The 15135-nt window shown below is 58.7% G+C and carries 9 protein-coding genes and 3 pseudogenes; 3 read left to right on the forward strand and 9 right to left on the reverse strand.

All coding sequences use genetic code 11. The features are described 5' to 3' along the window. The first annotated feature begins 832 nt into the window (after positions 1-832). Entirely contained in the window at positions 833-1972 is a 1140-nt protein-coding gene (locus PQR54_RS25340) for an integrase domain-containing protein (protein ID WP_408250476.1), read from the forward strand. Positions 1973-2213: 241 nt separating this feature from the next. Here PQR54_RS25340 and PQR54_RS25345 read toward each other — a convergent pair whose 3' ends face one another. Genes PQR54_RS25345 through PQR54_RS25355 form a run of 3 tightly spaced genes read right to left on the reverse strand, consistent with a single transcriptional unit; the run spans position 2214 to position 5644 of the window. Continuing rightward, entirely contained in the window at positions 2214-3290 is a 1077-nt protein-coding gene (locus tag PQR54_RS25345; RefSeq protein WP_408250478.1) for a porin, read from the reverse strand. 54 nt (positions 3291-3344) lie between these two features. Next, a complete protein-coding gene (locus tag PQR54_RS25350) occupies positions 3345-4277 on the reverse strand; it encodes an alpha/beta hydrolase fold domain-containing protein (protein ID WP_408250480.1) in 933 nt (310 codons plus the stop codon). Then, positions 4277-5644, reverse strand: a complete 1368-nt coding sequence (locus PQR54_RS25355; RefSeq protein WP_408250482.1) for an MFS transporter — start codon at positions 5642-5644, stop codon at positions 4277-4279. The genes PQR54_RS25350 and PQR54_RS25355 overlap by 1 nt, the downstream gene beginning before the upstream one ends. A gap of 199 nt (positions 5645-5843) precedes the next feature. On the opposite strand from PQR54_RS25355, the gene PQR54_RS25360 reads away from it, so the two are divergent. Further along, positions 5844-6389: a MarR family winged helix-turn-helix transcriptional regulator gene (locus tag PQR54_RS25360; protein WP_408250484.1), complete on the forward strand. Its 546-nt coding sequence runs from the start codon at positions 5844-5846 to the stop codon at positions 6387-6389. Positions 6390-6910: 521 nt separating this feature from the next. On the opposite strand, the gene PQR54_RS25365 is transcribed toward PQR54_RS25360, so the two are convergent. The 4 genes and pseudogenes from PQR54_RS25365 to PQR54_RS25380 all read right to left on the reverse strand — a co-directional run. Continuing rightward, a complete protein-coding gene (locus tag PQR54_RS25365) occupies positions 6911-7849 on the reverse strand; it encodes an HNH endonuclease (RefSeq protein ID WP_408250486.1) in 939 nt (312 codons plus the stop codon). A gap of 144 nt (positions 7850-7993) precedes the next feature. Further along, a complete protein-coding gene (locus PQR54_RS25370; RefSeq protein ID WP_408250488.1) occupies positions 7994-8905 on the reverse strand; it encodes a DUF72 domain-containing protein in 912 nt (303 codons plus the stop codon). A 1364-nt stretch (positions 8906-10269) separates the two neighbouring features. Continuing rightward, entirely contained in the window at positions 10270-10833 is a 564-nt protein-coding gene (locus PQR54_RS25375; RefSeq protein ID WP_408250490.1) for a hypothetical protein, read from the reverse strand. Between the two features lie 592 nt (positions 10834-11425). Continuing rightward, positions 11426-12085 (reverse strand): annotated as a pseudogene (locus tag PQR54_RS25380) (IS6 family transposase); the annotation flags it as partial. 130 nt (positions 12086-12215) lie between these two features. On the opposite strand from PQR54_RS25380, the pseudogene PQR54_RS25385 reads away from it, so the two are divergent. After that, positions 12216-13005, forward strand: a pseudogene (locus PQR54_RS25385) (IS110 family transposase). A gap of 263 nt (positions 13006-13268) precedes the next feature. Here the strand turns inward: PQR54_RS25385 and PQR54_RS25390 are convergent. Then, positions 13269-13343, reverse strand: a pseudogene (locus tag PQR54_RS25390) (IS6 family transposase); the annotation flags it as partial. A 44-nt stretch (positions 13344-13387) separates the two neighbouring features. Beyond that, positions 13388-14515 (reverse strand): hypothetical protein, encoded by a 1128-nt coding sequence (locus tag PQR54_RS25395; protein WP_408250492.1) that lies wholly within the window; start codon positions 14513-14515, stop codon positions 13388-13390. Between the last annotated feature and the right edge of the window lie 620 nt (positions 14516-15135).

Here is a 15135-nt window from a genome sequence, read left to right on the forward strand (position 1 = left end):
TGCGAATTGAGACGAGGTGGCCTCGGACAGTCGGACACATTCGACACCGGGAATCACCACGTATCAATGAGCATGGACACATCCTTTCAGCACACGAAGCTGGGTACGTTGCAAGAGGCCCGACACACCGCGGCGGATTGAACGCGCTTGGGGATGGGGGTATGTGTACGCCATTGCGGCGGGCATGTCCCTGTACGGAAGATTTACGGCAGGCGCAGCCGGAGAAGAAATGGCGCAAAAGGAATTACCGAGCAAATGGCCACAGTCGTGCGAGTCGAGAGACAGGGGCACACAAGCGCGCGAAAGCGTGTTTCGGCCGGCGCGGTAGCCGTAGCAGCCGCATAGCGGATTCGCGGAGCGAAAAGCTCTGAGGCTCTACCAGCGACGGAAGCGGGACGATCAGCGACGATGGATTCTGCAAAGGCAGATCCGGTTCGCCGAGGCGCAACGCAGCAAGGTCGCAGGCGGTTGTCACGCGGGAGCGTGAGGGCTGGCAGCAGGCAGCAGCACGGACAGTCGATGCACGTATCTTCCACGTGCGGGGCTGATCAGATGGAATCGCTAAAGGACAGGAAGGCAGGACCCGGCGGGGCACGCACCGCGTAGCGCAAAAGGTCGATGCAGGGGATAGGCTCCCGGGCGTCCCGCGCGCGGCGCGATCAGAAGGATGCGATGTGCCGCGCCGGCGGCATGGTTCGCTCGGAATTGCGGCACCCGGCGAATGCCGACGGGCGTTGTCTTAATGATGGCGCGGCTTGTGGCGGGAACCCTGTCGGTTCGCGTAGCGAGATCGCAGAGGACGTGCCACTCAAATTCGTGGACTAAGAGACTGATGAAGTCAGCAATATTGAACATACGCGCGGTACTGCGCGATTACCGATTGCCAGCGGACTTCAAAGGGGCGCTCGAGGAGTTGCTGATGAGGAACGTGAACCGGGTTCACAGTCGCACGCGGGTCAGTGCGAAGCCACTGTCGGTCAGGACGCAGAAATTTCGGACGCAGGCGATCTGCAAGTCGTTCGAGGAATTGCGGCAAAACGGCTATGCGCTGCAGTCCCCGTTCGCATTGAAGCAGAAGCACGTACGGTTCCTTGTGGATTTCTGGGTCAAATCGAAGCTGAGCGGCGGCACGATCGAAAACAAACTGACCTATCTGCGAGCGTTAAGCGAGTGGATTTATAAGCCCGGCCTCGTCGGCACGCTAGCCGATTACGTCGACCGCGAGGCGCTCGATCTCGTGCGGACGTACGTAGCGCAGGAGGATAAATCGTGGGAAGGTCACGGCATCGACGCGGCGGCGAAGATCGCTGAAATTGCCGTCACCGATGCGAACGTCGCGGTTCAGTTGAAGCTCCAGGCGGCATTCGGGCTGCGCGTTGAAGAAAGTTTTCTTTTACGCCCAGCCGAAGCGGTTCGAGATGATGGTTTGCTGCGTGTCACGCGCGGTACAAAAGGTGGCAGGGACCGCGTAGTGCCGATTGAATTTAAACTGTCCGTGCTCGAAGAAGCGGCGCATCTTGCGAATCCGTTCACCGGATCGACTATCCCGCACGGACGGACGAAGCAGCAGTGGAAGGCGCGCTACTATAAAGTCCTGAAAAAGCACGGTGTGACTCAGGGGGGCATTGGGGTGACCAGTCACGGTCTGCGTCACCAGTTTCTTCAGCAGATGTATGAGCGACTCACTGGTGTTCCAGCGCCGGTCAAACGACCGGGCGAAAGGGTTGATCGCGATCTGCACAGGGAAGCTATGCAGCGAGTCGTCGAGGCAGCGGGCCACAGCCGCGCGACCAAGGCGAATGCGTATCTTTCGACACATTACGCGCAGGCCGGCAAGAAGAATGCCGAGGTGACGCACGAGATGGCCCAAACGGCGGTCGCTAAAGCGAATGGGGTCAAAAGCCACGCGGCAGCGGCGCTCGGTATTTCGCGTCAGGCGCTATATCGGTTGTTGTCGGATCGATCGAAGTGACAGGTTGTGCACTCGCGTCGATGTGGATTAAGTCGCTTCACGGCGCGATTCTGTTCTCGGAACATATGCTCATCAGGGGTTACCGGTGACGTCGATGGCGAGGGTCAGTGATCGATCCCTCTCAGACCTCCGGCACGCCACCTCTCAATGACCGTTTCGGAGGTCGATCGGTCATTGACCGCCGAGGGCCTAATTTGGGCCACGGCTGAGCGCCGTCATTTCTTGGCCCATTGCACGGAGTTTAGAACTTGGTCCGCAAGCCAACGCGCAAGGCGAGTTGATTCTGACTTGTCGAATACCCCACATTGGTCGCTGGATTCACAATCAGAAAGAGCCCCGCCGGTTGAGCGGCCGAGTTACTGTGAGCAAAATTAGCACTGACGTAGACGTCAGTTCGCTTCGACAACAGGTAGTGCAGCGCCGCGCTCATCTGCCCAAACTGAACTTCCGGATAGTGGTCGTACATGTACGCAATACCTCCGTACAGATCCGGCGCGAAGAAATAATCGAAACCGCCCTCTACTACACTGACTAACAGTTTGCCCGTGCCTGGCACGCCGCTCACGCGATTGTTCGTGTAGTTGCCGAATATCGTCAACGATCCGAACCGATAGCGTGCACCCACGCCGATGTTACGAATCGATGTGCCGAGCAACGCGGCTTCGGCCACCGAGGCGCCCGTGCCATTGGCGTTGGTATAAGCCGCACCGATCGCAAACGGACCACCGTTATCGTAATTCAGGCCGAAACTCGTGAAGCGTGGTGCACCGGTCGTTCCACCAAACGAACCCGCCACGTTGCTAAAGCCATACATCGCCCCAGCACTGAAGCCGGCCACGTTACCGGTCACGTACTTCACCGAATTGTTGACCTGTTCGCCTGCAAGGCGGTCGATGTCCAGCAGGTGCGTAGCGTACACGCCACCGAATCGCGCGATAGCCGTGTCGAATACGATGTTATCAAGCATGAAATCGTACTGACGTCCTAGCGTCAATGTGCCGAAGCGTCCAGTCAGTCCCACGGCAGCCGTGCGTCCGAACATTGCGCCGCCCTGGCCGAGCGCGCCGTTACCGAGCGTGAAACCGTTCTCCAACGTGAAGATCGCTTTCATGCCACCACCAAGATCTTCGGATCCCAGCAAACCCCAGCGATTCGCCTGGGCGATACCCGTATCTTCGATGACGGCACTGTGGCCTCTTTGATTGCTCACATAGGTGATGCCCGCATCGAGAATGCCGTATAGCGTGACCGAGCTTTGCGCGTGAACGGACGAAATGCAGGCTATCGCGAGCGCGATGCCCGTCAGTACTTTTTTCATGGCGTCTCCAGACCAGTCTATATTTTTTTGTTTGCGCAGCGGAGATTCGATCCGCTAACGCGCATCGAACAAACGATCGACGCACCAGTCCGCCGTGTGTCGCATCGCTTTGCGTGCTAGCGGCGTGTCGAATTTGGTGAAACCGTGTGGCATGGTTTCGTAGATATTCAGCGCGACGCGTGCGCCAGCGCGGTCTGCGTGATCGGCGAAGCGCTCCACGTCGCTCAACATCACTTCGTTCGCGCCTACACACAGCAGCACGTTCGCGCTCGCGTCATAGGGCGTGTTCAACGGTGCCGCGAGTGGATCGCTCTTGTCCGCGTCGTCGATATAGAGATCGAGCATCCGCTCGCCCATTTCACGCGTGGCGATATCACGCGCGGCATTCACGTGCCATGAGGCACCGTGCATCCGCAAATCAGCCATGGGACATAGGCCCGCCATGCCGGCTGGCAACGGACATTCGCCGCGCATGACGCGCGCCGGCAAGGTCAGCGCGAGACACCCGCCCGCCGATTCGCCGACGAACACGATCGCCCGGCTCTCATGACCTTTCGCGAGCAATGCGCGATAGACATGAAGAACGTCCAGACTCGCGGCGGGAAAACGATGCTCGGGTGCCTGCCTGAAGCCGATCGCGAGCACCGTGCGCTTTGACAACGCCGCCAGTTCGATCGCGCTTCGGCGGCCCAGTTCGAGACTGCCACGCACGAAGCCGCCACCGTGCAGAAACACAATGAGCCCGTTGGCGTCTGCATCGCTCGTGACAATTTTTTCGCACTGCACACCGGCGACTTCGCAAGATGTGACGACAACGCCCGGCGCATCGACTGCGTATGAATTCGATTTCAGAATGGATCGCGTTGCCTCGCGCATACCGCCTGCAGACTGCGGGCTCGCGTAGACTTCTGCAAATCCGCCGTCGCCAAGCAATGCGGCGGCGAAGCGGCGATCTTCATCGCTCGCGGAAAAGTATTGAATGTTCATCACGCAATATCGGTGGAGTGGGAAATCGGATGCGCCGCCGGTGCGGTCTCACGAGCCAGTTGCCTGAGTGCACGTTTCATTGAAAAGTACGCTGCACACGCGCAGACGAGCAGTACGACGGCGAGCGACACGGAGAGCGCATGCGCGTCGATGGGACCAGCGGCGAGACGGTCACTCGCCGTACCTACCAGCAGCGGTCCAGCGCCGGTACCGACAACATTGACGCCAAAGATGAAGAGGCCGATCACGCGGCCGCGCATGCGGTTGGGTACGCCGACCTGCAGCGGAATCGGCATCAGGGACGTCAACATACTGATCACGAAGACCATTACCGCGTAGCCAGCGGCGGACCATACAAGCGCCCCGCCAAAAGCCATCAGCACGATCGCAGGAATCAGCATCAGACTGAATCGCGCCGCCAGGCGAATCACACGACCGACGATTTCCGTGTCCGCAACACGCCCAACGAACCCCTGACCACTCAGCGAACCGGCCAATCCACACACCAGAAACACGACGCCGAGCACAGGTCCGAGCGACACTGCAGTTCCGAACTGGCTGCGGATCGCGAAGGTCGGATACCACGTGATCAGCGAAAAAAAAGCCGCGAGAATGCACGCGTAGCCGCAAAAGTAACCACGCAGATGGGCTGCATCGCGAGTTATGAAGTGCATTACGTCACGCAGGCTGGCGCTATCTTTCTTCTGTTCAGCGTTCTCGCCGCGTTGGGGTTCGCGCACGCCGAACAGGATGAGCAACGCGAGCAATAATCCAGGCACGCCGACAACCGCAAAGACCGCCTGCCAAGGTTGCAGATGTCCGATCCAGGGCACGTTCATGCCCCCCGTGCGGCCGAAATGATTCAATAGATAGCCGCCCGCGACGAGCGATGCACTTCCGCCGATGTACGGTGCCGCGGTATAGATTGCCGTTGCACGCGGCAGCATCCGGGGTGGAAAAAGATCTGCGAAAATCGACAAAGCGGCCGGTGAACAGCCAGCCTCTGACAACGCCGTGACAGAGCGCACCGCCAACAGTTGCGCGTATCCGGCTGCGAGTCCCGATGATGCCGTTGCGATACTCCACAGTGCAACACAGCTCGATGCAACCCGCACACGATTGCGGTTATCGACCAGCCAGCCGAGCGGCACACCGCCGATCGCGAAACATAGCGCGAACGCCAGACCCTGCAGCAATCCCACCTGTGTATCGTTCAAGCCCAGGCTATGCTGGATCGGATCGATCAGCAGTGTGAGAATCTGGCGGTCGAGGTAAGCGAGCGCGAAGGCCGCCGCAAATAGTATGACGACCATCCAACGGTGCGCGCGGCCACGCGGCTCGCGGTTCGGTACATCGGTTGAATCCATGACGTCTCCTTAAGGAAAGCTGATTCACGCTTCTAATTTAGTTTCATTTGAAACTAGTATCGCTTTATGTGAAACTATTTTCAACAGCGATTCGCTCGGGGTTTACGCGTGCCGTCTACCCGGGCGGGCCGTCTGCGCAGACAGCAGAGCCGGACGGCCGACGGCTATACTGTCGGTCGAGGACATCGGGAGTGAGATTTTGAAGACACGGGTGCAAAGCGAGGAATTACGCCAGGCACGGGCGTTCCTGAATCGGCTGTCGGGTGAAAAAAACGCGGCGGAGGTGGGGCCGTTTCCGCAAGAACGCTACCGGTATGATCTATCGCAGGTGCAGATCCTGTCGACGTTGCTGGAGCGCCTCTACACGAAACAAATGCTGCCCTTGCACGAATTGCCGCTGCTGGAGTGGCGTCTGCTCGAGGCGATCGGAAACTCGCCTGGCATTACGGCGGCGGAATTCTCGCGCTACTGGGTCTACGACAAGGTCACGGTGAGCCGTGCGTTGCGCACGCTAAAAGCCCGCGACCTGGTTGAATCAGCTCCGCATGCAACCGACGGTCGCCGTGCCGAGTTGCGTCTCACAACAGCAGGGCAGGCGGCTTTCAATGATCAGCTGGGCGCCAAACATCGTCTTCTCGAAGCACTGTCTTCTGTGCTGAGCGACAAGGAAATGACGGAATTTATGCGCGTCTCGCACAAGCTAATCGATCATTTCAGGCGAGTGGACGAAGAGACTCATCCTTAGAATTGGCTGTCGTAACTGCGGTCGGCGGAGTCAGTAACGGATGCTTGCTAGTGCCATTCAGTGAATGGCCGGCCTAAACCAACTAGCGAACTCACCCACGTCGATGCACGGACATCGACACAGGCCGATGAAGTGATGTGTCTCGTTGAAACAATGAATGGCGGTTTTATGAGCGAAGCCGGCGTTTGAATGTCCGAGCCACGGTTCAGACGAATGACGCCCCATGGCCGAACGGAGCCGCACGGCACCTCTCTCATCGCAAATGTAGGCCTCCACGCGCTCTCAGCAGCTCGTAGCCGCCCTGCCGGCTCCCGGCACCTGCGCTCAAACCGCGCGCCGGCGCATCGAGCTGAAAAAATAAAATGCATGTCACGCGTGCGCGTTTGGGCTTCGGGAGGCCATGCATTGGACGATGCGGCGGTTGATGACGCTTTGTTTCTGGCGCCAATACCATCAAACGGAAGCGCCGTGCGCTCAACTGGCCATATCATCAGCGCGACTAACAAACGAAATTTGCCTGTTCATCGTCTGAATCGCGACGCATAGTCCAGCAGTATCTGGTTAAGATTTTCCTTGTCCGGGCTGTAATGTGCTTCTGTATGGCAATTCGGGCAGATGGCTACACAGTTCCACGGGCGGTCACCGTTCCTGACCCCGAGGATATGATGGACTTCTAGAAAGCCTGCAAAGCGCTGCTTTTCACCGCACCCATCACGCTCACAACGTTCGGTGCGCGCGAGCACGGCCTTCCGGGTGTCCGCACGGCGCTTATGCTGTTTCACGGTCCGAATCTGCTGTTCAGCATTATCGCTGCCGATTTCACCGCGGTCATGCAGATCGTCAAAGGTGGTGTCATCGACATCGTTGTCATCGCGCTCGGCTTCATCAGTTTTAGTCTGGTTTGACGGCCAGCTGCGAGCGTGAGCTTGGGCAGCTTCCCGGTCGCCCTTGAACTTGATGAAAGAGGATGTCTGCGTTACCGCCGTGCCTCTCACAACGCCGAGCGCTGCGCATTCACTGTAAATCTGTTCCTTGACGGACGGCGGTCCCTTCGGCTGGGAAAAATCTATGTGACGACCGCAGACGTCCCAGACTGCTTCGACCGGACGGTGATTGGTAGAGCGCTGACCTTCACTCCTGCCCTTGTCGACCAGCCGGAAGATGTACTGTTTGCCGTCGTCCCCCGTCCACACATGAGTCGCGCCCGCGCTCGCAGCATGCCGCTCTTTCAGTTCGCCCCGAAAGCGGATGTGCCGTGTTTCCTGCAGGCCGTCGAGACCGAGCGTGCGCGCCGCATTGGCCACGCTCTTGTATCGGGTAGTAATGCCATCTACAGTGACCTCGGCAGCATGCTGTTCGCCACGCGCGCGAGCAATTTCCGGATTTTTCCACGAAGCCTTCACGCCCTCACTGACACTTTGACGAGGCGACCGGAAACCTCTTTTGGGTAGACGGCTCATTTTGTATTTCGGGACCGTGCCCGCTTCGTTTAAGAGATAAGTCTCGTTTCTAAGACTAAGAGCACTATAGCCAAAATTAGCCGAGAGTTGATTCCCTCCCTTGCCGTGCGTCCGTTGTTCGATGAGGAACGGTCACTCAGATGTTCAACGCTCGTCGATGCGAATGACAGCTCCTGGCCGACTGCCGGCTATCCGGTATGGCTGTATCGCGTCACCGCCGAGGATACCCATTAGCGTCCTCGCGTTCCGCTGGCCTTGATCCTCGAAATTATTGTTGAATATCACGTGGGTACGTTCAACCTGCTTTTTTTTCTGCAAAATCATCGCCGCGAGTTCTCCAAGCTCCCGGTCGTCGTAGTCATAGTTAAACCTCGACGAAGCCGAGGCAGCGCCCTGAACGTTCCATGTCTCGTGGTTACGACCGTGCAGCCGGATTAAGGCGAGGCGGGAATTCGTCACCTCCCATACGACCGGAATCGAATTAGCGGTCGTGTTCGGTTCGTCCACAACGACATTTACAAAGCCACGCTCGCGCTCCAACTGAATCGTTGAGGTCCGCGCTTTCTCGGAGAACCACGACTTGTGGCGGAACTCCGCCGCGACCGTGAAGCCTTCCATGACGTCGGCGCAGTGTTCCACGTGCGCACGGCCATCCTCGTTATTCACCACCCACGGAGCGAACTGGAAATGCACGGCGCCTAATTTTCCTGCCTTCCTTAGCGACTCAATAGCTTCGATGTACCGACGCCATAACTTACGAAGAACTTCCCCCGGCGTGTCCTTGTAGTACAGGTTCTTCTTTTCGCTAGGCGGAAGCGCGGCCTGAATGTCTTTGGGCAGCTTAGTGCGGTCGGGCTGATGGCCAGTGAAACGCCGGAATGCCTTTATATTGAAAGTGAAGTCAGGGGGCGTGCGCTCTGCCCAAAGGACCGAGTTCGAGGCGCTCGGCATTGCGTAGTAGCTGGAGTCCATTTCGACCAATGGGAACCGGGTCGCATAAAACCGCAAGCGAGCCTCTGCGCTGGTGCAGCCAGGTGGATAATCGCTTGCTTGCAATGAGCGTTGGATCAGTCCATGAGGCGGTCCCGGTGGCGATGGTCATCAGTGTCTCCGTTTGCGGTTCACAGTCATTTCTAGCTAGCGAGGGAAGTGAAGCCGCCGGCTTTCGACGCTGAATCCGCTGTCGCCTTTTTCTGAAGACCGGAGCCAGCTGCCTACGGCGTCAAACGCTGTTCGACGTGTCGCTGGATTTCCTCGGCCTTTTCCTGCAAGCAACGCGTTCGAGACAACGGACAGCATGGCGTTTGGCGCCCGCAATCACTGCGGGGCTTTGACGTTCGAGAGAGCACCGCGTGTTTCCAATTGGGGGGGTGGTGTAAAATTGGAAACAAAGCGGCGCTTGAAAATACACAATCCATTCAATAGGTTAGCGGCAAGATAATTGGGGCCATGTTATAACACGTTATAGGCACTCGGTCGTGCTTTGGACAAAGGGCAGGTTTTATTAGCGCGGAGTGAAGCATCTCGACCGAACCTCGCCATGCCGAATATGACCACAGGCGGCGCAGCCGGCCGGATCGCCGTGCGCACGTCAGCCCGACCTCGTTGAACTGCCGCTTGAGGGCGATTTCTACTGCATGATACGAGCGCGACGCCGTGGCGAGCCAGGACGCCACGACGCGCGGACGGTGGTATGTCCTTCACCACGTCGGAAACGCCATTGAGTTCGCTGACGATTGCGGTATTGATCAGGACGTCGACCAGGCCTCGCTGCGGCCTCAGCTGCTGGGCCGTGAGTCCGATCGAGGTCACGGATGCGACGACCGCGAGAGCAAGGATGGACACCGTGGCTCGATGAGTGAGTTTCATTGAATATCTGCGGGTGGTTGGCGATGCTCGTGTGCGCAAGCGTATGCCCTATTTTCCGGCGACAGCCAAAGGCGCGGATGCATAAAGACGAAGGAAAAACAACGGCTTTGCTCATGCCGACGCGAGCATTCTGACTCCCGCAATGAAAGACGAATGTAATCGAGTCCTGGAAAGCTATGCCGGATTCGTGGGTCATTGTTCGGAAGTGGCTGTAACGTGTTAATGCCTTTTGCTAGACCGCCGCGTGGCGTGCTGATGAAGATTTCGGCCTTACTCACCCGACCTGTCCGACGAAGCTCAAAAAACAGGCACCGGGCGTGCGGAGTGCCTGCGGCGGGCGGTCGATATTCGTGGGCTGTAGTTATGCACAGCCTTACCCACATCTTCTGTTGCTAACAGTTGCGACGCCGCGCCAAGAGACATGCCGAAAACGTAGCCATTCGCACAACTACGCCCGCATCGCGCCGGTATCGTTCGTGGATCACCCGCGCCATCGCGCATCGACCAAATGATGTCCGTTGCGGACGTCCACATCTGTTCATCCCGTTGATTTAACCCGCTGGGCACATCCCTTCGCGGGCGTGCGCTTGCTCATTTCCCTTTTCAGGAGAAACGCGCATGTACGAGAAGTTCCAAGCAATCCAGACCGTAGCAGCCGACGCGCGCGTCGTTGCCGCTATCGCGATCTGACAGGGATGCGTCATGACTCGTGTGCGTACGCTCGCGAGAAGCGCGGCTTCTTCGGCACTCGGGCGCACAGTCGGCCAACCAGCCGTGAAAAGCAGATGTGTGGGAATCTCCGACTCGATCGTCTGACGCTGCAACGCTGAAGTCTTGGCGCGCTCGACGTCCGCTTGCAGGGCAGGCGAGAGCAGGTTGGGTGAAACGTCGGCGAGCCAGCGTTGGCCTTGAAACGCGAAGGTAGACGCTGCTTTCAGCGCGACCATTTCGCGATAGAGATCGTGGTTGTCGGCGCAACCGGCGGCAGCGCGCAGATCGTCGAGCGAACTCATGATGCAGAACGCACAGGAGACCCGCGATGCGCCATACCGGGTGTACGCTTCATGCAGCGCGAGCCCCGCTTCGGCGATCTCGCCGAAGACCTCCTCGACCACCGCGTTGACGCTCCTATGTCAACCAGCGGCTTCGCTCGGCGGTTTTGTAGGATATGTGCACGCGTCCTCGTCTCTGGACTTTCTGACAATCGGTGGCGCGACGATCCTTGCCGTCGTTGGGGTACTATTGTGGTATGTTGGATTTCGAGCCATGAAAGGAGAATGAAATGGGCGCAACTATCTTCACCCTCGTATTGGGCGTGTCCATTGCTGCATTCTTTCTCTGGACAAACCACAACGGCGAGAAACGCGATCGCGAACGCGATTGGGGGAAGTGATTAGTGACGTGGCCTAGCGCTGCGTCCCAGATGTAAAGCCGCACCCAGACGGGTCGCGGCTTTTTTTTTCGTCTTTTCCGACCATTGGACGCGCCTTCGGGCGCGTTTTTTCTTTTGCGAGTCAACAATGAATTCATCCGAAAACGTGCTGTTTGCAAAGGATGCCCGCGAGGTTATGGCTTCCTGTGTCGCGCCCAAACGGGAGCGGCTGGACACAGAAGGAAAGACTGTGGAGCAGGTGTTCTCGATGCTGTCCTCGGGGCTTTGTCAACTTGTCGAGACTGAGGCGGAAAGACGGCAGGAAAGAGCAACCCTCAGAAAGCGTGGGACGGATTTCGGGTGACTTCGGTGATTTCGCACCACGCAACGAATCGCGTCGCGAGTTGTTTGCGATAGAGTGAAGCGCGCAGCAGATGCCGCTTGAGCGCGAAATGTTGCCGGATCGGCCCGAAGCACGAGAGAAATTTCTGTGTGCGTTTCGGGTCGCGAAAGCCGCGCATGCGACGCTCGCGTTCGCGCGTCGGTTGGTGGCTGTTCTCTGCGCGGTTGTTCAGTCGGGCTGCAGCTTTGACGAACACGTGCTTCACGTTCGCAAGTTCCGGGATCTCGGCTTTTGCCGCCGGATAGCTGCGCAACTGATCGGTGACGATCTTGCGCGGCACCGGGCGCGAGCGCAGCACACGCTTGAAGAAGCGTTTGGCGGCGGCCTTGTCGCGCCGCTTTTGCATCAGGATGTCGAGTTCGGCGCCGTGCTCGTCGATCGCACGCCACAATAGGTAAGTCTCGCCGCGCAGTGTGACGAACATCTCGTCTAAATGCCAGGTGCTGCCTGGCTTGCGCCGCACCGCCTTGGCGCACTAAGCAAATCCGGCGCCGAACTTGTCGCACCAGCGACGGATCGTTTCGTACGTGACCACGACGCCACGCTCGAGCAACAACTCCTCGATGTCGCGCAGGCTCAGGCTGAACCGGAAGGCAGTATGACTTTGCGTGAGACAAGGGCTGGCCCGCCGTGGGGAAACTGAACGCGGGTTAGCATTGCTGTCAGAGCCGCACGGGCGTGGACTGTGCCATGCCCCGGCGATTTCCTCCACGGAGGCCAGCATGCGAAACGATAGCACGGTGTACGTTGGACTGGATCTTCACAAGGACTCGATCACGGTCGCCTACGCGATCGACGCGGGCGAGATCGAGCTGCTGGGCAAGACCGGTACGACCAGGGCCGACATCGATCGCCTGTGCACACGCCTGCAATCCAAGGCGCCGCACGTGCGCGTCGTGTACGAGGCAGGTCCATGTGGTTACGGGCTGTACCGTCAGCTCGTCCAGAAGGGCTTCGACTGCATGGTCTGCGCACCTTCACTGATCCCGCGCAAGCCGGGCGAGCGCGTAAAGACCGACCGACGTGATGCCATCAAGCTGGCGCGCTCGCTACGCGCCGACGACCCGTCGGCCGTGTACGTGCCCGGCATTGAAGACGAGGCATTCCGGGATCTCGCCCGCGCTTGGGCGGCTGCCCGCGAGGATCTGCGCCGTGCACGGCATCGACTGGAGTCGTTCCTGCTCGCGCATGGCGTCCGTTATACCGGTAGCGCAAACTGGGGCGAGGCGCACCGTCGCTGGCTGGGCCGCTGTTCGTTTCCCAGCGCCTGGCAGCACCTTGCCTTTGACGAACACCGGCGCACGATCGAGGACCGGCTTGCGCAGTGCGCCCGCCTGGGACGCCCAGGTGCGGCTGTGCCGACGATTCCGCCGGCTGACCGCGCGAGGCAAGCCCATCAACATCACGGTCGTGGCTATTGCCCGCGAACTGGCGGCGTTCATCTGGGACATCAGTCGACTGGCCATGGCGCTTGCAATACCTCGCAGCAAACCGCTCGCGGCCTGTGTGTGATTTCCCGAACAACCGAAGGAGTTTCCTGAAGGCGGCGCAGCCCGGCATCCGAGCAACCCGCGATGGTATTACGCAATGGGCATCACCAACTTGCGGCGGAAGTTAGCGGCAGGCTCATGAGGCGGACCTCTGTAATGCGGTATCCAACCCGCGGATGTCAGTGTGATCCACCGTCGAGACTTACTGCTGCGCCGCCCTCAGGAAATTCATGCGTCGATGCAACCTGGAAACCAATCTCGCGATTGACTCGCAAAGTCATATCAGTACCAGCGAACGGCGCAGCTGATGACGATAGCAGGGAAGCGATGGCCGTGATAAAGCGATTTCGTTTTCTTCATCACTTCATCCTATCGCCGCCTCCTCATCAACCTGACAGTGCCGATCAGAGAGATACAATCTGCTGCAATAGCTCCAGCGCTTTCATTTCGTCCAGACGTCCGGTACGTGCCTTACCGGCAATCGTCTTAATTAAAGCCTCAGCGATCGGCGCAATACCGATCAGATCGTCGAGGCTGGTGACCGGGGTGGTGCGGCGTGGTTCTTCGACCACGTCGGTGAAGGAAGCCGGCGCGGGCTGCTGGAGAGACTCGGGCGGTGTGACGTTGCTGTCAGCAAGTTGTAGAGCCACTTGATCGGAGACTGACGGGAGGACGCGACTTTGGTGCTTTGCCACTGCATTCGTGACGGCGGCATCACCGGCGCGATCCGTCACGGAAGTATGTGTGTCTCCGGCGCGCGCGGTTTTCGCCTTCCTGCCCGCGGCTTTTACGGCTACTGCCGGTTCCGGCTGGATTGCGGCTCGCGGGCGTTGCTCGTCGGTGGCAGGCTGGCCCGACAGAGGATCAAGCAGATCCGACACCGGCTCAGGAATGTCCGTGACTGAACGCGGAACGTCCAGCCAGCCAGTCGGCAACCCCAGTCGTTCAGTAAAGCGGCTTGCTTCGGTGTCGTCCATGCGCTTCTGTCCATATAGACGGTTATCCAGGTTGGAGGCACTGATATTCATCACCGTACTGAGCCGCACCTTCGATCCCTTGCGACTGGTGAGCACGTGCAGGTTAGCGCGACGGGTGTTCTGCAGTATTGCCGCATCGTTCAAAGGCAGGGACTGTTGAGCGCCCGACTTCGATGTTGCCTTTGCTTTGGGAGATGCGGGCTTCAACGGTGGTAGCGGGGCAGTTTTTGCTGCTACTGGTTTTCTCTTCGCGACGGGCTGTACAGCGCCGCCATCGATTCTCTTCGGCATTTCTGATTCTCTGAGCAAAGGGGCGGTGAGGGTAGGGCGGTCATTCGCCAATATGGCATGGGCGCCATCCAGTTCCAGTCCGTACGCGGGCTCCGACTCGGCGGTCGCGCGAGAAAAATCAAGCGGCGCTCTCAAGCGACTGATGGTCTCTGCTGCAAGGGCAGGATTGGGCTGATCAAAAAAGCCGTCGGGTAGCCCGAGAGTCGTTTCAATGTGGAAAGCCGTTTCTGGCGTGAACCTTTCACCATTGATCAGTTCGGTCACACGCGTCAGGTTAGAGTCCAGTCCGAGTGCGATGTTCTCTGCACCCACTGTCTCGACCAGCCATTTGAACGACCGCGTCTTGAAAATGGACGCCGTTTGTGCCGGTTCCCGCGCGGACTGTACTTTTATGTATGGCTTGCTCTGTCGATGCGGAGCAGTCGTTGGGCCTTGGCGCGATTGACGCGGACCCTTGTCGCGAGATCCCGAGTATCGCCCATGTGACTGACTCATAGATTAAGGCTCTCCGTCGGTGAAATCATGATGAGACATTATAAACGACGGGGTAACGGCGGAACGTTTGCAGGCGCTATCAGAAAGGGTTCCGGACGTTAATTTCCTTCTTGCGTTGTCATTCGAGCGGCACGTAATCGGCCATTGCTGACGTTCGGCTGCAGGGGGCGTTGCGTCGGCAGCAAGTCGGTTAGCGGCCATTCGCAATCTGACGTCAGCGAATGGCACGTCTCGCTATTAATGAGGGGGCTGTCCAATCCCTCAGCGGTCTCATCTACTCACCTAAAGCAGTGGTTCATTAGAACTCGGGTATTGCGTATTGTTTATTGATCTGTCGATCGCAGCTTTTAGTTCCTCCGCCTGGTCGAGAAAGGCGGCGAGCTCACCGG

Source organism: Paraburkholderia phytofirmans (genome assembly GCF_046028095.1).
Taxonomy (GTDB): domain Bacteria; phylum Pseudomonadota; class Gammaproteobacteria; order Burkholderiales; family Burkholderiaceae; genus Paraburkholderia; species Paraburkholderia phytofirmans_A.